This window comes from Simplicispira hankyongi (genome assembly GCF_003570885.1).
GTDB lineage: Bacteria > Pseudomonadota > Gammaproteobacteria > Burkholderiales > Burkholderiaceae_C > Simplicispira > Simplicispira hankyongi.
The window spans coordinates 44,507-64,005 of record NZ_QXJC01000007.1; the positions used below are offsets into that span (position 1 = coordinate 44,507).

18 protein-coding genes and 1 tRNA gene are annotated in these 19,499 nt (G+C 62.9%); 12 read left to right on the forward strand and 7 right to left on the reverse strand.

Annotation, left to right across the window (positions count from 1 at the left end):
- Window positions 1-3: 3 nt before the first annotated feature.
- The 3 genes from D3F03_RS13900 to D3F03_RS13910 all read left to right on the forward strand — a co-directional run bounded on the left by D3F03_RS13900 (window position 4) and on the right by D3F03_RS13910 (window position 2,383).
- A complete protein-coding gene (locus tag D3F03_RS13900) occupies window positions 4-687 on the forward strand; it encodes a response regulator (RefSeq protein WP_119110031.1) in 684 nt (227 codons plus the stop codon).
- A 52-nt stretch (window positions 688-739) separates the two neighbouring features.
- Window positions 740-815, forward strand: a tRNA-Phe gene (locus D3F03_RS13905).
- 314 nt (window positions 816-1,129) lie between these two features.
- Window positions 1,130-2,383, forward strand: a complete 1,254-nt coding sequence (locus D3F03_RS13910) for an Hsp70 family protein (RefSeq protein ID WP_119110032.1) — start codon at window positions 1,130-1,132, stop codon at window positions 2,381-2,383.
- A 131-nt stretch (window positions 2,384-2,514) separates the two neighbouring features.
- Here the strand turns inward: D3F03_RS13910 and rsmI are convergent, their stop codons facing one another.
- Complete coding sequence (gene rsmI, locus D3F03_RS13915; RefSeq protein ID WP_119110033.1) at window positions 2,515-3,456, reverse strand: 16S rRNA (cytidine(1402)-2'-O)-methyltransferase; 942 nt, start codon at window positions 3,454-3,456, stop codon at window positions 2,515-2,517.
- Here rsmI and D3F03_RS13920 point away from each other — a divergent pair.
- From D3F03_RS13920 to D3F03_RS13930, 3 genes are all read left to right on the forward strand, one after another.
- Window positions 3,456-3,851: a YraN family protein gene (locus D3F03_RS13920; RefSeq protein WP_119110034.1), complete on the forward strand. Its 396-nt coding sequence runs from the start codon at window positions 3,456-3,458 to the stop codon at window positions 3,849-3,851. The genes rsmI and D3F03_RS13920 overlap by 1 nt on opposite strands.
- A 79-nt stretch (window positions 3,852-3,930) precedes the next feature.
- On the forward strand, window positions 3,931-4,518 hold the full coding sequence (locus D3F03_RS13925; protein WP_119110035.1) for an SIS domain-containing protein: 588 nt from the start codon (window positions 3,931-3,933) through the stop codon (window positions 4,516-4,518).
- Window positions 4,515-5,171, forward strand: a complete 657-nt coding sequence (locus D3F03_RS13930) for a BON domain-containing protein (protein ID WP_119110036.1) — start codon at window positions 4,515-4,517, stop codon at window positions 5,169-5,171. The genes D3F03_RS13925 and D3F03_RS13930 overlap by 4 nt, the downstream gene beginning before the upstream one ends.
- A 15-nt stretch (window positions 5,172-5,186) precedes the next feature.
- Here D3F03_RS13930 and D3F03_RS13935 read toward each other — a convergent pair whose 3' ends face one another.
- From D3F03_RS13935 to D3F03_RS13950, 4 genes are all read right to left on the reverse strand, one after another.
- Entirely contained in the window at window positions 5,187-6,101 is a 915-nt protein-coding gene (locus D3F03_RS13935) for an NAD(P)-dependent oxidoreductase (protein ID WP_199665474.1), read from the reverse strand.
- Window positions 6,102-6,166: 65 nt separating this feature from the next.
- On the reverse strand, window positions 6,167-7,303 hold the full coding sequence (locus tag D3F03_RS13940; protein ID WP_119110038.1) for a PilT/PilU family type 4a pilus ATPase: 1,137 nt from the start codon (window positions 7,301-7,303) through the stop codon (window positions 6,167-6,169).
- Window positions 7,304-7,404: 101 nt separating this feature from the next.
- Window positions 7,405-8,037, reverse strand: coding sequence for a cyclic nucleotide-binding domain-containing protein (locus D3F03_RS13945; RefSeq protein ID WP_119110039.1), 633 nt, complete (start codon window positions 8,035-8,037; stop codon window positions 7,405-7,407).
- Between the two features lie 69 nt (window positions 8,038-8,106).
- A complete protein-coding gene (locus D3F03_RS13950) occupies window positions 8,107-9,150 on the reverse strand; it encodes a type IV pilus twitching motility protein PilT (RefSeq protein ID WP_119110040.1) in 1,044 nt (347 codons plus the stop codon).
- Between the two features lie 38 nt (window positions 9,151-9,188).
- Here D3F03_RS13950 and D3F03_RS13955 point away from each other — a divergent pair, with 38 nt between their 5' ends.
- The gene (locus tag D3F03_RS13955) at window positions 9,189-9,902 is read left to right on the forward strand and encodes a YggS family pyridoxal phosphate-dependent enzyme (protein ID WP_119110041.1); all 714 of its coding nucleotides are present in this window, start codon (window positions 9,189-9,191) and stop codon (window positions 9,900-9,902) included.
- Between the two features lies 1 nt (window position 9,903).
- On the opposite strand, the gene D3F03_RS13960 is transcribed toward D3F03_RS13955, so the two are convergent.
- Both D3F03_RS13960 and D3F03_RS13965 read right to left on the reverse strand, forming a co-directional pair.
- Window positions 9,904-10,467 carry a DUF3617 domain-containing protein gene (locus tag D3F03_RS13960; protein ID WP_119110042.1) on the reverse strand — a complete coding sequence of 188 codons (564 nt, stop codon included), beginning with the start codon at window positions 10,465-10,467 and terminating at the stop codon, window positions 9,904-9,906.
- Between the two features lie 80 nt (window positions 10,468-10,547).
- Complete coding sequence (locus tag D3F03_RS13965) at window positions 10,548-11,825, reverse strand: Nramp family divalent metal transporter (protein ID WP_119110043.1); 1,278 nt, start codon at window positions 11,823-11,825, stop codon at window positions 10,548-10,550.
- Window positions 11,826-11,996: 171 nt separating this feature from the next.
- Here D3F03_RS13965 and D3F03_RS13970 point away from each other — a divergent pair, with 171 nt between their 5' ends.
- The 5 genes from D3F03_RS13970 (at window position 11,997) to cas3f (ending at window position 19,499) form a co-directional block, all read left to right on the forward strand.
- Entirely contained in the window at window positions 11,997-13,133 is a 1,137-nt protein-coding gene (locus tag D3F03_RS13970) for an aminotransferase class V-fold PLP-dependent enzyme (protein WP_119110044.1), read from the forward strand.
- 65 nt (window positions 13,134-13,198) lie between these two features.
- The gene (locus D3F03_RS13975) at window positions 13,199-13,621 is read left to right on the forward strand and encodes an FKBP-type peptidyl-prolyl cis-trans isomerase (RefSeq protein ID WP_119110045.1); all 423 of its coding nucleotides are present in this window, start codon (window positions 13,199-13,201) and stop codon (window positions 13,619-13,621) included.
- Window positions 13,622-13,630: 9 nt separating this feature from the next.
- A complete protein-coding gene (locus D3F03_RS13980) occupies window positions 13,631-14,914 on the forward strand; it encodes a DUF445 domain-containing protein (protein WP_119110046.1) in 1,284 nt (427 codons plus the stop codon).
- A 101-nt stretch (window positions 14,915-15,015) separates the two neighbouring features.
- Window positions 15,016-16,008 (forward strand): type I-F CRISPR-associated endonuclease Cas1f, encoded by a 993-nt coding sequence (cas1f, locus tag D3F03_RS13985; RefSeq protein ID WP_119110047.1) that lies wholly within the window; start codon window positions 15,016-15,018, stop codon window positions 16,006-16,008.
- Complete coding sequence (gene cas3f, locus D3F03_RS13990) at window positions 16,005-19,499, forward strand: type I-F CRISPR-associated helicase Cas3f (RefSeq protein WP_119110048.1); 3,495 nt, start codon at window positions 16,005-16,007, stop codon at window positions 19,497-19,499. The genes cas1f and cas3f overlap by 4 nt, the downstream gene beginning before the upstream one ends.

The window sequence follows — 19,499 nt, forward strand, 5'->3', positions numbered from 1 at the left end:
CACATGGCAAACTTATTGGTGGTCGACGACGAGCTAGGCATTCGGGATCTTCTTTCCGAGATTCTGAATGACGAAGGCCACAGTGTCGATCTGGCAGAAAACGCAACGCAGGCGCGCATTGCCCGCAACGCCAACGACTACGACTTGGTGTTGCTCGACATCTGGATGCCTGACACCGATGGTGTTTCACTGCTCAAGGAGTGGGCGGCGACCGGCCTCCTGACCATGCCCGTCATCATGATGAGCGGTCACGCGACCATTGACACGGCAGTGGATGCGACGCGTATTGGTGCTTTTGCTTTTCTGGAAAAGCCCATTACCTTGCAAAAGCTGCTCAAGGCAGTCGAGCAAGGATTGGCGAGGCACGCCTCGCGTACAGCGCCATCGGTGGCGGTCGTATCCGCCGCTACCGTTTCAGCACCTGCACCGTGTGCCGATCTCACCGTTCCGCAGCTTGCTGCAAGCATGGAGATGGATGCGGGCCCACATGCACACCAAGGCTTTGATCTTGACCGCCCCTTGCGTGAAGCGCGCGATGGGTTTGAAAAGGCCTATTTCGAATTTCACCTTGCACGCGAAGGCGGCTCCATGACACGTGTAGCGGAGAAGACAGGACTTGAGCGCACCCACCTCTACCGCAAGCTGCGCCAACTGGGCGTGGATTTGGCGCGCGGGAAGCGCAATTAGTTGCCGAACATGGCGGAGGCGTCAAGATTTCGAAGCTATAATTTAAGGCTTAGGCCCGGTAGCTCAGTCGGTAGAGCAGAGGATTGAAAATCCTTGTGTCGGCGGTTCGATTCCGTCCCAGGCCACCAGTCAGCATGCGCCCCAGCGCCCGAAAGGGTTCTGGGGCGTTTCTACATTTCCCTCGTGTTTCTAAAAAACCAATGGGCAGATAGATTGCTGGCTCACAGCTTGTTTATTGCCTCAATGGGCTGCATACAGGGGCAGCATCTTGTTGCTAGAGCTTTCATAGGCGTGGCAACACCGCGGCTTTTCATGCAGTGGGCGATGCATTGCCAGCTAAAAGCCGCTCGGTTTGCGAGTGGCAGCTTGCCTGCTTATTGCTGCGCCCTTGCTGCCGAATGCGGCGGCAATTTCACTTATTCAACACACCGTTGCGCTTCTCATGCCTCTTTTGAAGGAAACCACCCTGGGGATTGACTTCGGTACCTCCAACTCGGCGATGGCCGTGCGCCATGCCAGCGGGCCAGCGCGAATGCTCGCTTTGGAGGGCACTGCCCACACGCTGCCAACAGCGCTGTTCTTCAATGCTGAAGACCACAGTACCCATTTTGGGCGCGATGCGGTCGGGCAGTATCTGTCGGGCACTGAAGGGCGGTTGATGCGCTCGCTTAAAAGCCTGCTGGGCAGTGCCTTGCTGCAAGACAAAACGGCGGTGCACAACAGCTTGGTGAGCTATCAAGACATCATTGGTCTGTTTTTGCGCATGCTGGCGCAAAAGTCCCTTGAAGTGCTGGGAGGCATGCCTGGGCGGGTGGTGATGGGGCGTCCGGTGCATTTTGTGGATGGCGAGGACACCCGTGACCGACAGGCCGAAGAGGCACTGCGCCAAGCGGCGCTGGCCGCAGGTTTCGAGAACGTGTCGTTCCAGCTTGAGCCCATTGCAGCCGCGCTGGACCATGAGCAGCGCATCACGCGGGAGTCCCTGGTGCTGGTTGTGGACATTGGCGGTGGCACGTCTGATTTCACGGTGGTGCGTCTGGGACCCGAACGCATGCGCTACACCGACCGCCGCTGCGATGTATTGGCCACCACGGGGGTGCACCTAGGCGGCACGGACTTTGATCGCCGCCTCAGCCTGGAGCTGCTCATGCCTCTGCTGGGGTTTCGCCATCTGGGACCTACCGGGCGCGAGGTGCCAAGCAGCGTATTCTTTGATCTCTCGACCTGGCATCTGATCCAGTGGCTGTACGCCCCCAGTGCCCTGCGTGATGCCCGGAAATTGCGAGCCGATTACACCGATGCGCGCCTGCATGGGCGGCTGATGCAGGTGCTCAACGAGCGCCTGGGGCACCGCATGGCCAATACGGTGGAGCTGGCCAAGATTGCCGCCTCCATGGACGGTGCCGATGCGCCCATGCCGCTGGATTGGATCGAGCCGGGGCTCGGTGCTACGGTCACGGCCCAGGGGCTGGGGCATTGCCTGGCACAGCCGCTTCAACAGGTGGTGGCCTGCGCCCGTGAATGTGTGCAGCTGGCTGGATTGGGTCCGCAGGGCTTGGACGCCATCTACCTCACGGGCGGCTCTTCGGCCTTGCGGCCACTGCGGCAGGCTTTGAAATCCGCGTTCCCTGACACGCCGCAGGTCGAGGGTGACCTGTTTGGTGGCGTGGCAGCGGGTTTGGCGGTTTCGGGCTGAAGAACCTTGCAAGCGTCCGGTGATGGCGGCGGTGAACGAGCGGCGCGGGTGGCTCAAGGGCGCGAAACACTACCAAATAAATAGCTGTTAGCGCTTATGAACAAAGCGCTAGAGGCTATTTTTGATGAAATTCAGCTCGCCTCGCCGTCTGGCGTGGCACCGTCACGTTTCCATTGCAGGGCCGTGTCGTACAGCGTATTGCGCGATGCCCCCGTGATCTCGGCCGCTAGGCGCACGGCGGTCTTGAGGGGAAGCTCCTGCAGCAGCAGGCGCAGCACCTGCAGGCTTTTGCCGTCGTCGCTGGCCACTGCCGTGGGGTGCAGCAGCACTACGAACTCACCCCGGGAGCGCTGGGGTGAGCCCTCCAGCCATGCCGTCAGCGCCTGTGCGGGCTGGGTGGTGATCTCTTCAAACTGTTTGGTGAGTTCGCGCGCCAAAGTCACCGGGCGTTGGCCCAATACCGCCAGGGCCTGGGCCAGTTCGCCGATGCGGTGGGGGGCCTCCAGCAGCACTACGCAGCGGGCCTCATGGGCCAGTTGCTGCGCAATCAGGGTGGCGCGTTCGGCGCTCTTGGCGGGCAGGAACCCGGCAAACACAAAACCGTCTTGTCCGCCACTGTGTGCCACGGCGCCGGCAGCACTCAGCGCGGTGGTAATGCTGCTGGCGCCGGGCAGGGGTACGGCGCGCAGCCCGGCAGCCTGCACCGCAGCGACCAGGCGGGCGCCAGGGTCGCTGATGGCTGGCGTTCCAGCGTCGCTGACATAGGCCACACGCTGCCCCTGCTGCAAGCGCGCAATCACAGTTTGGGCACCCTCCTGCTCGTTGTGCTGGTGCAGCGCCAGCAGCTGGGCGCCGGTTTTCTCAATACCGTAGCTGCGCAGCAAGCCTTGCGTGTGCCGCGTGTCCTCGCAGGCGATGCTGTCTGCCAGTTGCAGCACGTGCAAGGCGCGCAAGCTGATATCGGCCAAATTGCCGATCGGCGTGGCGACCACATACAAGGTGCCTTGGGGATAATGCTGAGCCGATGCAGCGTCGCTGGCGGCGCGCAGGGCAGAAGCGAAAGAGGCGCTCAATGGGATTCTTTCAAAAGGCGGTGCGCCTCGCACCGACCGCCAAGACCACGCGTGAGCATGGCAACGAGGCTGAAGACTGGGCTCTCGCACACTTGCAAGCTGCCGGGCTGCAGCTCCTGGAGCGCAATTATCGGACGCCAGGGCGTGGCGGCGGCGAAATTGACCTGATACTGCGTGCGCCCGATGGCACCGTCGTTTTTGTCGAAGTGCGGCGCCGTGGTACGACAAGGTTTGGCGGTGCCGGTGCCAGCATTCAAGCGACCAAGCAGCGGCGGATCGTATTTGCGGCACGCCATTACCTGATGCATCTGCGTGCGCTGCCCCCTTGTCGTTTTGATGTGGTGCTGGTCGAGGAGGGCATCGAATGGTTGCAGGCGGCGTTCGATGCCGGCTAAGCCAGCATGTACGTGTTGCTACAAAAGCTGTAACACGGCAGGTTTATGATCTGCGCCTCTGCGCCGCAATTAGATTTTTATGCTTGAGCAACGCATCCAACAGCACTTTATTGACAGCGCCGACCTCAAATACCAGGCGGCGCAATTGCTGTGCAAGCCTGTTTCCGACGCTGTGCAGGCGTTGCTGGTGTGTGTGACCAGCGGCGGGAAGATTCTCGTCTGCGGCAACGGCGCTTCTGCGGGCGATGGCCAGCAGTTTGTTGCGTCGTGCGTCGCGGGCTTTGAGCGCAACCGCCCTGAGCTGGCGGCGCTGGCCTTGAGCGTGGACGGTTCGCTGCTGACCGGTAGCGCCGACCCCAGCCAGCAGTTTGCGCGCCAGGTGCGCGCACTCGGTCAGGCCGGAGACGTCTTGTTGTTGCTGTGTATTGCCGGGAACGACGCCAATCTCTTGGCAGCCGTCTCGGCGGCCCATGAGCGCGAGATGATTGTCATAGCGCTGACCGGGCGCATTTCAGGTGCGCTGGGTGGGCTGCTGCGGGAGACCGACATCGGAATCGGCGTGCCGCATGAGCGTGCGGCGCGCGTTCGTGAGGTCCATGCTTTGGTGCTCAATTGTTTGTGCGACGGCATAGATGAGCAATTGTTTGGTGAACAGGAGATTTCATGAAATTTGTCTATCCGACCAGGCTCCTGGTCAGTCTTTTGGCCGCTGCCACGCTGGCAGGTTGCGCCGCACCACTGATTCTTGGTGGTGCTGCAGTGGGCGGAATGGTGGCGATTGACCGTCGCACCACCGGCACCCAGGTAGAGGATGAGGGCATCGAACTGCGTGCCACCAACCAGATTTTTGGCGACTATGGTGACAAGGTGCATATCAACGTCACCAGCTTCAACCGCCAGGTACTGCTGACCGGCGAAGTGCCAACGCAGGAAGTGCGCGATGCGGTTGCGCAAAGGGTCGCCAAGGTGGCGAATGTGCGCTCCATCGTGAACGAGCTGGCGGTGATGCCCAGCACGCCCCTTACGCAGCGCTCCAACGACACCTTCATCACCGGAAAAATGCGCGCCAGTTTGGTCGATGCCAAGGACCTGACAGCCAGTGCGTTCAAGGTCGTGACCGAGCGCGGGGTGATTTACCTGATGGGTATCGTCAGCCAACGCGAGGCGAAGCGGGCAACGGCCATTGCCCGTGGTGTGACCGGCGTGCGCAAGGTGGTGCGGGTGTTCGAGTACGTGAGTGACGACGACTTGGCGCGCATGAATGCGCCTGCTCGTGCTCCCGTGACTGACACCAACAGCGGGACGGCGCCGGCCAAGTAAGGCGCGGCGTGCGGATCAGTCGAACCGCTTGATGAGGCTTGACGTGTCCCAGCGCTGCCCGCCCATGCGCTGCACGTCGGCGTAGAACTGGTCCACCAGTGCGGTGACTGGCAGTTGCGAGCCATTGCGGCGCGCCTCGGCCAGCACCAGTCCCAGATCCTTGCGCATCCAGTCGACGGCAAAGCCGAAATCGAATTCACGCGCCGCCATGGTTTTGCCACGGTTATCGAGCTGCCAGCTTTGTGCTGCGCCTTTGCCGATGACGTCAAGCACCTGGGGCAAATCAAGGCCTGCGCGCTGGCCGAAGGCGATAGCTTCGGCCAATGCCTGCACCAGGCCGGCAATGCAGATCTGGTTCACCATCTTGGTCAACTGACCGGCCCCCGATTCGCCCAAGCGGGTGAAGGCGCGTGCGAAGGCCATGGCGAGCGGCCGAGCGGCGTCAAAAGCGGCCTGATCGCCACCGCACATCACGGTAAGCTGGCCGTTCCTGGCGCCGGCTTCGCCACCCGAGACGGGGGCGTCGATAAAAGCGAGGCCCAGCGTTCGCGCCGCGCCGTGCAGTTCGCGCGCCACCTCCGCCGAGGCCGTGGTGTGGTCCACAAAGATGGCTCCCGGCGCCATGCCGGCAAAGGCGCCGTCGGCCCCCAAGGTCACGGCACGCAGGTCGTCGTCGTTGCCGACGCAGCAGAATACGAAGTCGGCGCCTTGCGCAGCCTCACGGGGAGAATTGGCGTGTTTTTGGCCGCTAGCGCTTGTGTACTCTGCGCACCATGCTATCGCTTTGGAAGCGGTTCGGTTGTACACCGTGACCGAATGGCCGGCGCGTGCCAAATGCCCGGCCATGGGATAGCCCATGACGCCAAGGCCCAAAAAGGCGACGTTCTTCGCAGGTGTGGCTTCGTAGGTGCGTGCAATGATCGAGGACATAGGCAATAAAAGTAGCGCAGCCGCTGGGACGGCGTGCAACCGCCGTGTGGACGGCGGGGGGTGGATCAGACGATGACGAAGTGCTCGGTGCCGGCTGCCAGATCGGTGGTCTTTGCGCGCTGGCTGCTGAGCTTGATCTGCAGGCGCAGGTCGTTGAGAGAGTCGGCGTTGCGCAGCGCGTCTTCGTAGGTGATGACATTGGCTTCGAACAGGTCGAAGAGCGCCTGGTCAAAGGTCTGCATGCCGAGATTGCGGCTCTTTTTCATGATCTCCTTGATCTCGGCGACCTCGCCCTTGAAGATCAGATCGGAAATGAGCGGTGTGTTCAGCATGATCTCTACCGCTGCAGCGCGGCCCTTGCCGTCCTGCTTGGCGATCAGTCGCTGCGAGACCAGTGCGCGCAGGTTCAGCGACAGATCCATCAGCAACTGCGCGCGGCGCTCTTCGGGGAAGAAGTTGATGATGCGGTCCAGCGCCTGGTTGGCGCTGTTGGCGTGCAGCGTGGCCAGACACAGGTGGCCGGTTTCGGAGAACGCAATGGCGTGCTCCATGGTTTCGCGGTCCCGGATTTCGCCCATCAGAATCACGTCGGGAGCTTGGCGAAGCGTGTTCTTCAGTGCTGCTTCCCAGCTTTCGGTGTCGAGCCCGACCTCGCGCTGAGTCACCACGCAGTTCTTGTGCGGATGCACGAATTCCACCGGATCTTCCACGGTGATGATGTGGCCGAAGGTGTGTTCGTTGCGCCAGTCCACCATGGCGGCCAGCGTGGTCGATTTGCCCGAACCCGTGGCGCCCACCAGGATGCACAGGCCACGCTTGGTCATGGTCACGTCCTTGAGTACCTGCGGTACGCCGAGGCCGTCAATGGTCGGCAGCGTGAGCGGAATCACGCGCAGCACCATGCCCACGCGGCCTTGCTGGATGAAGGCGTTGACCCGAAAGCGCCCGATCCCGGAGGGGGAAATGGCGAAGTTGCATTCCTTGGTGCGCTCGAAATCCGCCGCCTGCTTGTCGCTCATGATGGCGCGCGCCAGCGTCAGCGTGTGGCTCGGCGTCAGCGGCTGGGGCGAGACTTTGGCAATCGCGCCATCGACCTTGATGGCGGGCGGGAATTCCGCCGTGATGAACAAATCGCTGCCGCCGCGGCCGACCAACAGCTTGAGCAGATCGTTGATGAATTTACTGGCCTGATCGCGTTCCATCGCATAGTCCTCTCAGCATCGGCGCAGGCGCCGCCCAGTGCAGTTCGAAACACCCTTTCCCGGAAAGGCCCGAGAAGGCGGTGCGCCGCGCATTGCAGTGCTTATTTTTGGTTTTCACTCAAACGCGCGCTCACCGCGCGCAGGCGCAGCGAAAGCTTGCGTGCCAGCAGGGCCACCAGACTGGCGGCCAATTGCGGGTCTTTCACCATCATGTCGTCCATGCCCTCGGCGGAGAGGACGGCGATTTCGCAATCGGTCAGCGTTGTGCAGGCGGAAAAGCGGATGCCGCTGTCGAGCAGCGACATCTCGCCCAGGATGTCGCCTGGACGCGTCTCCGCCAGGCGCAATTGTTCCCCCCAGGGTTGAATGCGGTCTACCGCAATGGTGCCTGTCAGCAGCACCACCATGAAATTGCCATATTCGTCCTGGCGGATCACGTCGCGGTTGGACTGCACGTGGGCAAATTCAAAGAACTGCTCCATGCGCCGCACCGCATCGTTGTCCAGGTGCGCCATGTATTTGTCCTTGGCCCACAGCGCCTGCAGCAGCTTGCCGCCGCGGCTGGCTGGGAGGCGTTTGGCACCCACTTCCACCGCGCGCGCTTCCCAGGGCACCAGCATGTTCGAATCGACACCCTGGTTGGCGAAGGCGGTAGAGAAGAAGACGGAATCGCTGTGCTCCGCCTGGGACTTGGCGCTGCGCGTATTGCGCAGCAGGCCGAGAATGCCTTTCATGGGGTGCTCCGGTGGGCGGCCGCTGGGTCGCCAAAAGACGAAAGAAAACGACGAAGAATGGGCACGGCCTCAACCCGGGAAATTGTCCGGAATCTTGGCTTTGCTGCGGGCTTCGGCGGGGCTGATGATGTTGCGGCGCACCAAGTCGGTCAGGTTCTGGTCCAGCGTCTGCATGCCCACGCTGTTGCTGGTCTGGATGGTGGAATACATCTGCGCCACCTTGGCCTCGCGAATGAGGTTGCGGATGGCACTCGTGCCCAGCATGATCTCGTGCGCCGCCACGCGGCCCGAGCCGTCTTTGAGCTTGCACAGGGTTTGCGAAACCACCGCCTGCAGCGACTCGGACAGCATGGCGCGGACCATTTCCTTTTCTTCGGCGGGGAACACGTCGATGATCCGGTCGATGGTCTTGGCGGCGCTCGACGTGTGCAGCGTGCCGAACACCAGGTGGCCGGTTTCTGCCGCGGTCATGGCAAGGCGAATGGTTTCCAGGTCGCGCATTTCGCCCACCAGGATGGCGTCCGGGTCTTCGCGCAGCGCCGACCGCAAGGCAGCGGCGAACGACAGCGTCATCGGGCCGACTTCGCGCTGGTTGATCAGGCATTTCTTGGATTCGTGCACGAACTCGATCGGATCTTCGATGGTCAGCACATGGCCGTATTCGCTCTCGTTCAGGTGGTTCACCATGCCGGCGAGCGTGGTTGACTTGCCCGAGCCCGTGGGGCCGGTCACAAGCACCAAGCCGCGCGGCTTGAGCGCGAGGTCGGCGAAGATCTTGGGGGCGTTGAGTTGTTCCAGCGTCAGAATCTTGCTCGGAATCGTGCGGAACACGGCGGCGGCGCCGCGGTTCTGGTTGAAGGCGTTGACCCGAAAACGTGCCAGGCCTTCAATCTCGAACGAGAAATCGACCTCCAGGAATTCTTCGTAGCTCTTGCGCTGCGAGTCGCTCATGATGTCGTACACCATGGCGTGGACCGTTTTGTGGTCCAGCGCGTCGACGTTGATGCGCCGCACGTCGCCGTGGACCCGGATCATGGGCGGAAGGCCTGCGGAAAGGTGCAGGTCAGACGCCTTGTTTTTGACGCTGAACGCCAGCAGTTGGGTGATGTCCACGGGATTCCCTCGGTCGTTTGGTACGCTTGGCAAACATTATGACCACGATTGCATGCAAGTTCCAAGAGGTGCGCACCCGTATCGACGCCGCGTGTCGGGCTGTCGGACGCGACCCGTGCGAGGTTGGGTTGCTGGCGGTTTCCAAGACCTTCCCCGCAGACTGTGTTGCCCAGGTGGCACGTCTCGGTCAGCAAGCCTTTGGTGAGAACTACCTCCAGGAGGGAGTGGACAAAATCGCACAGTTGCGCGCAGCCGGGTGGACCTCGCTGGTGTGGCATTGCATTGGTCCGGTGCAGGCCAACAAGACGCGGCTGGTCGCTGAGCACTTTGACTGGCTGCAGACACTGGACCGCGAAAAGATCGCACGGCGCCTTGCGGATCAGCGGCCTGCGCAGCTGGCACCCTTGCAGGTGTGCATTCAGGTCAATGTCGACGGCGGTGCCAACAAAGCTGGCGTAGCGCCGGACGAGGCGCTCGCCCTGGCACGTGTAGTGGCGCAATTGCCGCGTCTGTGTCTGCGGGGGGTGATGAGCATTCCCGAGCCAGCGCCGGATTTCGATACCCAGCGTGCCCTGCATTTGCGCGCCCGCAAGGTGTTCGACGAGATTCGGGCGGCTGCCGTGCCAGGCTGTGAACGCTTCGATACGCTGTCGCTGGGCATGACAGGCGACCTTGAGGCCGCCATCGCTGCGGGGAGCACGCTGGTGAGGGTCGGAAGCGGCCTGTTCGGCACGCGGCCGCAGAGAGCCTGAGTCAGCGCTTCTTGCGCGGCGCTGCGTTCATCGCCCCTGTGCAGTCGTCTTGAAGCCAGCGGCCCTCGGCGTCCATGGTGGTCTTGCGGGGCCTGCCATTTTCCGTCACGGTGCTTTCGTTGTGCATCGTATAGGCCGTGGGGCTGGAGAAGGTGACGGTGGCCTCGCCTTGCACCACGGGATCGGTGCACTGGTAGCTGTAGGCCACGGTATTGCCCGAGCGGTTGGCGGGCGTCGTCTTGCAGTTGCCTTTCTGCAGGGGCACTTCAAGGCGCGATGCCTCCTCTGGCGTGACACAGCTTTTGACGCGCATGCCGCTTTGTCCGTCCATGGACACGCCTTGTCGCGCGAGCATGGCTTGCATCTGCGTTCGCTGCGCTGGCGGCATGCTGGCCATCTGTGCCTGCATTTGTGCCATGGCGTCCTGCGTGGCCTTGTCGGAATGCTGGATGTGCGTGCTGATTTCCCACAACCCAGGCTTGACCGACTGGGCCATGGCAGGTGCGGCCAGGGTGCAGCCGGCGCACAGCAATGCGGCAGGCCAGAAACGGAGAGGGCGGTGCATGGCGGCTCCTTGTGAAAAACGGGGTGAGAGCAATTGTTGCCTTTGAACCCCATTCGGGACAAGCCCTTGGGACGCTGGCGTCAGGACGTATTGCCACTGCTTGCCAGCATGGCCAGTACCGCCAGCAGCATCACGGCAAACGCCAGCCACCCAAAAATCCGGTGGCGCAGGCTGAGCGTGTGCTCGCCCAGAATCGATTCGCGTGAACCAATCACCATCAGTACGGCCATGATAGGGACGGCGATAACGCCATTGACCACGGCACTCCAGACCAGCGCCTTGATGGGGTCCAGCGGCGTGAAATCGAGCAGCGTGCCCACGACGGTGGCGCTGATCAACACGGCGTAAAACCCCTTGGCTTCCCCCAGGCGGTGGTCCAGCCCGGATCGCCACTCAAACACGTCTGCTACGGCGTAGGCCGCTGAACCTGCGAGCACCGGCACTGCCAGCATGCCGGTTCCCACAATGCCCAGCGCAAACAGCGTGAAAGCAAAATCGCCTGCAATCGGCTTGAGCGCTTGCGCCGCCTCCGCGGTGGTCTGGATATCGAAATGCCCATTGGTGTGCAGGGTCAGCGTGGTCGCCAGCATCACGCACAGCGCAATGGCATTCGAAAACCCCATGCCAAATTGGGTATCCAGCTTGATGCGGGCCAGGTGTTCACGCATGAAGCGGGTGCTGTTGATCGGCTCCTCCAGTGCCTGGCCGCGCTGGCGCAACTCGGCCTCTTGCGAGGCTTGCCAGAAAAACAGGTAGGGACTGATGGTGGTGCCCAGCACGGCGACCACCATCATCCAGTACGCACTGCCGGCACCTGCTTCAGGCAGGATCGACTGGTGCAGCAAGGTGGCCCATTGCGCATGCAGCACCAGCACCACCACGACATACGAGAGCAACGCCAGTGTCAGCCATTTGAAGACGCGCACCATGCCATCGTAATTGAACCAGACCGGAAGCACGGCGCACAGAGCGCCAAACAGCAAGGCGTGGCCGTGCTGGCCACCGCCCACTACAAGCTGTAGCGCTTCGCCCATGGCGGCAATATCTGCTGCGATATTAAGGGTGTTCGCCAGCACCAGCATGACCACCAGCGACAGGCTGAGCCAGCGCGGCAGGACGCGGCACATGGTGGCGGCCAGTCCGCGGCCGGTGACCCAGCCAATGCGTGCGCTGACCATCTGGATGGCGATCATCAGGGGTGTCGTGATCACCAGCGTCCATGCCATGCCCACGCCAAACGCGGCGCCCGCTTGAGAGTAAGTCGCAATCCCGCTCGGATCGTCGTCGGCGGCTCCGGTGATCAGGCCGGGGCCCAGCTGGCGGCTGGCGTGGCGGATTTCGTCCGGTAGGAGGTGCATGGCAGCAAAGCGGCTAGGGTGGCGTACGAACAGCGTGGCCCGCGCGATTGTGCAGCCAGGCCTGGCGTGCAACGCAGCTGCCCAGGAGAAATTTTGCCGTGCTAAGCTGGCTTTTTCACAGGGTCGGCCGAACATTCGTGCCGTTGCGAAATCGTTGCTGAAGGAGGCTACATGCCTGGATTGCTTGCTGATATTGACCCGGATGGTTTGCTGGAGTTTTCCGTGGTCTACACCGACCGCGCGCTCAACCACATGTCGCAGCGCTTTGCCGGTGTGATGAAAGACATCCTGGCGACACTGAAAGACGTCTACCACGCCCAGACCGCCGTGCTGGTGCCCGGCAGCGGCACCTTTGGCATGGAGGCCGTGGCGCGCCAGTTTGCCAACAAGGAAAAGGTGCTGATCGTGCGCAACGGCTGGTTCAGCTACCGCTGGAGCCAGATCTTTGACGCTGGGGGCCTGGGCGGCGGTGCCGTGGTCTGCAAGGCGCGGCGCCAGGGCGACGGGGCGCAGGCGCCCTGGGCGCCTTGTCCGGCAAGCGAAGTGGCGCAGGCCATCCGCGCCGAGAAGCCCAAGGTGGTGTTCGCGCCGCACGTTGAGACCGCCAGCGGCATCCTCCTGCCCGACGACTACCTGCGCACCGTGGCCGATGCGGCGCACTCAGTCGGCGCGCTTTTTGTGCTTGACTGCGTGGCCTCGGGCGCGATGTGGGTGGACATGCAGGCCACGGGAGTCGACGTGCTCATCTCGGCTCCGCAAAAGGGCTGGAGCGGCTCGCCCTGCTGCGCCATGGTGATGCTCTCCGAGCGTGCTCGGATCGCCATCGAAGACACGCAGAGTTCAAGCTTCTCCTGCGACCTGAAAAAATGGATGCAGATCGCCGAGGGCTACGAAAAAGGCGCGCACGCCTACCACACCACCATGCCCACCGACGCCCTGGTGCGCCTGCGCGACGTGATGCTGGAAACAAAGGGCTATGGTTTCGAGAAGGTTCGCCAGGAACAGATGGCGCTTGGCGACAAGGTGCGCGCGCTGCTCGAATCGCGCGGTTTCCCCAGCGTTGCGGCCGACGGCTTCAAGGCGCCTGGCGTGGTGGTGAGCTTCACCACGGACCCCGGCATCCAGAGCGGCAAAAAATTTGTGGAAGTCGGCTTGCAGACCGCTTCGGGCGTGCCGCTGCAGTGTGACGAAGGGCCGGATTTCAAAACCTTCCGCCTCGGTCTGTTTGGCCTGGAGAAATGGCACAACGTCGACCGCACGGTGCAGCAACTGGCCACTGCTCTGGACGCTATTGCGGCCAAGGGTTGATCGGACAAGCAGGCAACTTTTTTCGGTTTGCGCCGTCATTCCACCTTTCCCTTCTTTTATTTTTCATGACCTTCTTCATTCGACCCTGGAGCGCCCTGGGCGCATTGGCGGTTCTGGCCGTTTCTGCCACCACGCCGGCGTTTGCTGCAGCGCCTGTCACCACGGCCAGCGGCCTCATCTATGAGAGTCTCAAGGAAGGCACCGGCCCCAGCCCCAAGGCCAGCGACACCGTGCGCGTGCACTATCGCGGCACCTTCCCCGAATCCGGCAAGGAATTCGACAGCTCCATCGCGCGCGGCCAACCGATTGAGTTCCCCTTGTCGGGCGTGATCCCTTGCTGGACCGAAGGCGTGCAGAAAATGAAAGTGGGCGGCAAGGCCAAGCTCACCTGCCCGCCAGCCATTGCCTACGGCGCGCGCGGCGCGGGCGGCGTGATTCCGCCCAACGCCACGCTCAACTTCGAAGTCGAGCTGCTGGGAATTAAATAAGGGCAGGGCGTGCAGGACGCCAGCATTGAGCTTGTGCGCGCCAAGCGCCTGGCACTCGCCTTGCTGGTTCTGGCCGCTGCGGTGTTCGTCGGTACGAGCCTGGCGCCGCCGCATCTGGCGGTGCTGGCACTCAAAGCCGTGGCCGAGGCCGCCATGGTGGGCGCGCTGGCCGACTGGTTCGCCGTGCGCGCGCTGTTTCACCGCGTGCCCTTGCCGTTCATCTCGCGGCACACGGCCATCATTCCGCGCAACAAGGACCGCATTGGGCGCAACCTGGCGCAGTTTGTGCGCGAGAAGTTTCTTGACACCGATTCCCTGGTCGCGCTGATCCGCCGCCGCGACCCTGCCGCCCTGGTGGCCAACTGGCTTACCCGCCCGGCCAATGCCCGGTTGGTGGCGGCGCAGGTGGCGCGCATGCTGGCGGCCGCGCTGCAGGCGCTGGAAGACGCGCAGGTCGAGCGCTTTGTGCAGCGCGCGCTGCGCTCGGTGGTGGGGCAGATGGACCTGGCGCGGCTTGGCTCCGAGCTGCTCGCCGCGCTCACCCAGGGCGGGCGCCACCAGCAATTGCTTGATCAGGCGCTCTCGCGGCTCATCGCCGTGTTGCAAGAGGAGGAAACGCGCCAGCTCATCGCCAGCACGCTGGTCGGCTGGCTCAAGCGCGAGCACCCGCGCAAGGAAAAGCTCCTGCCCACCGACTGGCTGGGCGACAAGGGGTCGGCCATGGTGGCCAATGCGCTGGAGAGCCTGCTGGCCGACATTGCCGCGCACCCCGAGCACCGGCTGCGCGCGCAGTTTGACGAAGCGGTGCACGAATGGATAGCGCGCCTGCGCAGCGACCCGGCTTGGCTGCAGCACGCCGAGGATTTCCGCCACTACCTCAGCCACGACGCGGCGCTGGCTGAGTATGTGCAATCGCTCTGGCGCAGCGCCCGTAGCGCGTTGCTGGCCGACCTGGCGCGGGAAGACTCGGGAACCGCAGCGCGCGTGCGCCGCATGGCGCTGTGGCTGGGCCACGCGCTGGCGGGCGACGAGCGGCTGCGCGCTTCGCTCAACGTGCGGCTGGAGCGCTGGGTGCAGGGCCTGGCGCCCGAGGCGTCGCGCTTCATCGCCCAGCACATCGAGCAGACCGTGAGCGCCTGGGACGCACGCGAGATGTCCGCGCTCATTGAGCTGCACATCGGGCGCGACCTGCAGTTCATCCGCGTCAACGGCACGCTGGTGGGCGGGCTGGTGGGGCTGGTGCTGTTTGTGCTGTCGCATGGGGCGCAAGTGGTGCGCGCGCTAGGCACGTAATCAAAAAAATCGCTACAGGGCGTGCAGTATGTTGTCCACATCTCGCAGGCGATTGCGATGGTGTGACTTTGAAGCTTCTGACAAGAAAGGGCAGGGAGCCTATGAACGAAGTCGCGTCATCCGACCTCAAAGCCATACTGCACTCGCAGCGGGCCAATATCTACTATCTGGAACACTGCCGTGTGTTGGTGAATGGCGGGCGTGTCGAATATGTGACCGATGCGGGCAAGAAGAGCCTTTACTGGAACATTCCTATCGCCAACACTACCAGCATATTGCTGGGCACGGGTACTTCGATCACTCAGGCGGCCATGCGCGAGTTGGCCAAGGCGGGGGTTCTGGTGGGGTTCTGCGGCGGTGGTGGCACGCCGCTGTTCAGTGCCAACGAGATCGATATTGAGGTGGCTTGGCTGTCGCCTCAAAGTGAATACCGTCCCATCGAATACTTGCAGGCTTGGGTGAAGTTCTGGTTTGAAGACGAACTGCGCCTGCACGCGGCCAAGGCCTTGCAGGGTTGGCGTCTGCAGCGATTGCTGAAGGAGTGGGACACACGCACATTGCGTGAGGCCGGTTTTTCCGTGGATTTGGCGCGGCTTCAAACGCTGGTGCAACAGTTTCAGCAGCGGATTGCTCATGCTCCCGACGTGACGGCTCTGTTGACGGACGAAGCTCGCTTGACCAAAGCTTTGTTCAAGCTGGCGGTGGATACCGTGGGCTATGGCGAGTTCACACGCGCCAAACACGGCAGCGGTACCGATGCAGCCAATCGTTTTCTGGACCATGGCAATTACCTGGCCTACGGACTGGGTGCCACGGCCACTTGGGTGCTGGGCCTGCCACACGGCTTGGCCGTGCTGCATGGCAAAACGCGGCGCGGTGGCCTGGTGTTTGATGCCGCCGATCTGGTCAAGGATGCGGCCATATTGCCCCAGGCTTTTTTGTCGGCGATGCGCGGTGACGATGAACAACAGTTTCGCCGCCAGTGCATCGAAGCACTCACGCGCAGTGAGTCGCTGGATTTCATGATCGACACGCTCAAGCAGATTGCGATCGAGACCGCCCGCATGGCCGCCAGCCCAGAGGCCAAAGCATGAACGTGCTGTTCGTTTCGCAATGCAGCAAGCGTGCGCTGACCGAAACCCGCCGCATCCTCGACCAGTTTGCCGAACGCCGTGGTGAGCGCACTTGGCAAACTTCCATCACCCAGGCCGGACTCGATACCGCGCGCAAGCTCTTGCGTGCAACGGCCCGCAAGAACACTGCCGTAGCCTGCCACTGGATACGCGGGCGTGACCACAGCGAGTTGCTGTGGGTGGTGGGCGATGCGCACCAGTTCAACCCCGAAGGTGCGGTGCCCACCAACACCACCGCCAGCAATGTGCTGCGTACAGAAGATGAAAACGCCTGGCACCACTTGCCTCTGATGACGGCACTGGCAGCCCTGGCGGCCCTGCTGCACGACCTGGGCAAGGCCACGCAGGCGTTTCAGGACAGGCTCAAACACCTCGGCGTGCGCGAGCGCAATCACTATCGGCACGAATGGGTGTCGGTGCGCTTGTTCCAGGCGTTTGTGGGGCAGGACGACGATCCAGGCTGGCTTCTGCGGCTGGCGGCCTGCGCAGATTCAGAGATCGATGCCGCCGCCTTCGAGGCGCAGTGGCTGGACCATGCCGCCAAGCGATTGCTGCGCGATGGGCTGGATACCCATATCGCAAGCGACAGCACTACCAGTCCCCATAATCCGTTTCGCTGCTTGCCCCCACTTGCCCAAGCTGTCGCGTGGCTGGTGCTGACGCACCATCGGCTGCCCTGCAAGCCTGTCCTTAAAAGAGAGCGGGACCACGACGACGAAAGCGAAGAGCCTGGCCAGAAGTGGTGCCGTTTCGGCACCAAGCCACCGTTTCTCAACAGCAATGAGCTGGACGGCCTGCTCACACAAATACATGCCGACTGGAACGAGCCCCGCGAAGCGGCAGATTCCACCACCGTGCGTACTTATTGGACCTTCCCGCACGGTCTGCCCGTCGCCACGCTGCCCTGGCGCAAGCAGGCGGCACGCTATGCCCGCAAGCTCCAAGAACTGGCCCAGGCACCCGCCAGCACATTTGTGTTGCACGACCCTTTCACCATGCATGTGGCACGCCTGTGCCTGATGCTGGCAGACCACCACTACTCCAGCATCAGCGACGATGCGCGCCGCCAGCCGTATCGCAACCCTGGCTACCCGCTCTACGCCAATACTGTTAAAAATGATAGCTGTAAGCGCTTGCCAGATAAGCGCCATAGCCCTATTTTTAATCAAACTTTGGACGAGCACCTGCTGGGCGTACAAGCCCACGCCACGCTGGTAGCACGCTCGCTGCCCAGTTTGACGCGCAGCCTGCCCGCCCTCAAGAACCACAAGTCCCTCAAAAGGCGCAGCGCCGACGCCCGCTTTTCCTGGCAAGACCAGGCCGCCGATCTGGCTGCCAGCGTGCGGGCTCGTACCGCTGCGCAAGGTGCTTTCATCGTCAACATGGCGTCCACCGGCTGCGGCAAAACCTTGGGCAACGCACGGATCATGAATGCGCTGGCGGACCCTGCCACGGGCATGCGCTGTGCATTTGCCATTGGCCTGCGCACGCTCACGCTGCAAACCGGGCGTGTCTTCCAAAACGATCTGCTTCTGAGCGATGAGCAACTCGCCATTCAGGTCGGTGGCGCGGCCAGCCGGGCCTTGTTTGAATACTGGGAGCAACAAGCCGAGGCCACCGGCTCCGCCTCCAGCCAGCAGCTGTTCGATGAGGGCGGCGCCGTGCTTTACGAAGGCAACAACCAGCATCCCTTGCTACAACGGCTGACGGATGACGCGCAAGTACGTCGCCTGTTGGCGGCCCCGCTGCTCGTCTGCACCGTAGACCATCTCACTCCCGCCACCGAAAGCCTGCGCGGTGGCCGCCAGATCGCCCCCATGCTGCGCCTCATGACCGGTGACCTGGTGCTGGACGAACCCGACGACTTTGACATGGCCGACCTGCCCGCGCTCACGCGGTTGGTGCATTGGGCGGGCCTGTTGGGCAGCCGCGTGCTGCTGTCGTCCGCGACCTTGCCGCCCGCGCTGGTGGAAGGGCTGTTTCTGGCCTACCGCGCCGGGCGCGCTGTGTATCAGAAGCACCGCAGCGAGCGCCCCAGTGAGGCGGCGAACATCTGCTGCCTGTGGATCGACGAGTTCCATCACACCTCGCAAGACTGCGCCGAGGGTGCCGCCTTCCGCGAAGCACACACCCAATACGTGCACAAGCGCGTAGCCAAGCTGAAGCAGGCCGAAGTGCGGCGCCTTGCGCGGATTGCGCTGCTACCCGACAACTGGCACAACTTGAAGGAGCACGAGCGACGCCAGGACTTTGCCCGCCTGGTGCTGGAGCAGGCGTGGCAACTGCACCAGCAGCCCCACAGCCACAGCGCAGACCCCGATAGCGGCAAGCACGTCAGCCTGGGCCTGATCCGCATGGCCAATATCGCCCCGTTGTTTGATGTGGCGCTGGCCATCTACCAGCAGGGTGCACCTGCGCCCGGTGTGCGTATCCACCTGTGCGTGTACCACTCGCAGTTCCCCCTGCTGCTGCGCTCGGCCATCGAGCAACAGCTCGACACCCTGCTCAACCGCCGGAGCCAAGATGGAGTCGATCCGGTGCTGCAGCGCCCAGCCTTGCGTGCGCTCATCGACGCCCACCCCGAGCCCCACCACCTGTTCATTGTGCTGGGCAGCCCCGTCACCGAAGTGGGCCGCGACCACGACTACGACTGGACCGTGGTTGAGCCTTCGTCCATGCGCTCGCTCATCCAGCTCGCTGGGCGCGTGCGGCGGCATCGGCTGGGTGCCGTGGGCGAGGTAAACATGGTGGCGCTCGACAGCAACTTGCGGCACTTCAAGGACAAGGATGGAGCCGCCTTCTGCAGACCAGGGTTTGAGACGGATTACCCGCCCTTCCAACTCAAGTCCCATCACATGCACGATTTGATGGCGCGGGAAATGCGGGGCGCTGACGCATGGGCCGTAGACGCCCAGCCCCGCGTTGCCTTGGCTCCCGGCAAGTTATTCCCCAGCCGCTGCCTCGTGGACCTAGAGCACGCCCGTATGCACGACACCATGCTGCCTCGGCCAGAGGGCGCCAGTCCAGTACCTCCATTGCGCACTGCAAGTCTGCACTGGGCTCACCCCGATCACCTGTGGCTCACCGGCCTCCTGCCGCAGTACCAGCGCTTTCGATACGACCCTCTGCCGCGTGAAGATGTGGCGCTGCTGCCCGATGAGGATGAAGAAACGCTGCGGCTGCACCGCGTGGAAGATGGAGCGCGACGTGGCGACAAGCTGTACGTGCCCGTGCACACAAGCCTTTGCCACGATCTGCCGCAGGCGCTGCTGACATCACCGAGCGTCTCACCCTGGCCGCAGGTCGATTTGCTGGACGAATTGACCGCCCTGGCCCAGGCGCAAGGCCTGTCGCTGCAGCAATGTGCGCAGCGCTATGCCACCGCCAGCCTGCCTCGCAAACAAAATGGCTGGCTGTTCCACCAAGCGCTGGGTTTCACCGTCAAGACATAA

What these genes read in the sequence shown, in the direction of transcription:
- D3F03_RS13900 (WP_119110031.1), top strand. Translation starts at nt 4, where the DNA reads ATGGCAAACTTATTGGTGGTCGACGACGAGCTAGGCATTCGGGATCTT.
- D3F03_RS13910 (WP_119110032.1), top strand. Translation starts at nt 1,130, where the DNA reads ATGCCTCTTTTGAAGGAAACCACCCTGGGGATTGACTTCGGTACCTCC.
- D3F03_RS13920 (WP_119110034.1), top strand. Translation starts at nt 3,456, where the DNA reads ATGGGATTCTTTCAAAAGGCGGTGCGCCTCGCACCGACCGCCAAGACC.
- D3F03_RS13925 (WP_119110035.1), top strand. Translation starts at nt 3,931, where the DNA reads ATGCTTGAGCAACGCATCCAACAGCACTTTATTGACAGCGCCGACCTC.
- D3F03_RS13930 (WP_119110036.1), top strand. Translation starts at nt 4,515, where the DNA reads ATGAAATTTGTCTATCCGACCAGGCTCCTGGTCAGTCTTTTGGCCGCT.
- D3F03_RS13935 (WP_199665474.1), bottom strand. Translation starts at nt 6,101, where the DNA reads ATGTCCTCGATCATTGCACGCACCTACGAAGCCACACCTGCGAAGAAC.
- D3F03_RS13940 (WP_119110038.1), bottom strand. Translation starts at nt 7,303, where the DNA reads ATGGAACGCGATCAGGCCAGTAAATTCATCAACGATCTGCTCAAGCTG.
- D3F03_RS13945 (WP_119110039.1), bottom strand. Translation starts at nt 8,037, where the DNA reads ATGAAAGGCATTCTCGGCCTGCTGCGCAATACGCGCAGCGCCAAGTCC.
- D3F03_RS13955 (WP_119110041.1), top strand. Translation starts at nt 9,189, where the DNA reads ATGACCACGATTGCATGCAAGTTCCAAGAGGTGCGCACCCGTATCGAC.
- D3F03_RS13960 (WP_119110042.1), bottom strand. Translation starts at nt 10,467, where the DNA reads ATGCACCGCCCTCTCCGTTTCTGGCCTGCCGCATTGCTGTGCGCCGGC.
- D3F03_RS13965 (WP_119110043.1), bottom strand. Translation starts at nt 11,825, where the DNA reads ATGCACCTCCTACCGGACGAAATCCGCCACGCCAGCCGCCAGCTGGGC.
- D3F03_RS13970 (WP_119110044.1), top strand. Translation starts at nt 11,997, where the DNA reads ATGCCTGGATTGCTTGCTGATATTGACCCGGATGGTTTGCTGGAGTTT.
- D3F03_RS13975 (WP_119110045.1), top strand. Translation starts at nt 13,199, where the DNA reads ATGACCTTCTTCATTCGACCCTGGAGCGCCCTGGGCGCATTGGCGGTT.
- cas1f (WP_119110047.1), top strand. Translation starts at nt 15,016, where the DNA reads ATGAACGAAGTCGCGTCATCCGACCTCAAAGCCATACTGCACTCGCAG.
- cas3f (WP_119110048.1), top strand. Translation starts at nt 16,005, where the DNA reads ATGAACGTGCTGTTCGTTTCGCAATGCAGCAAGCGTGCGCTGACCGAA.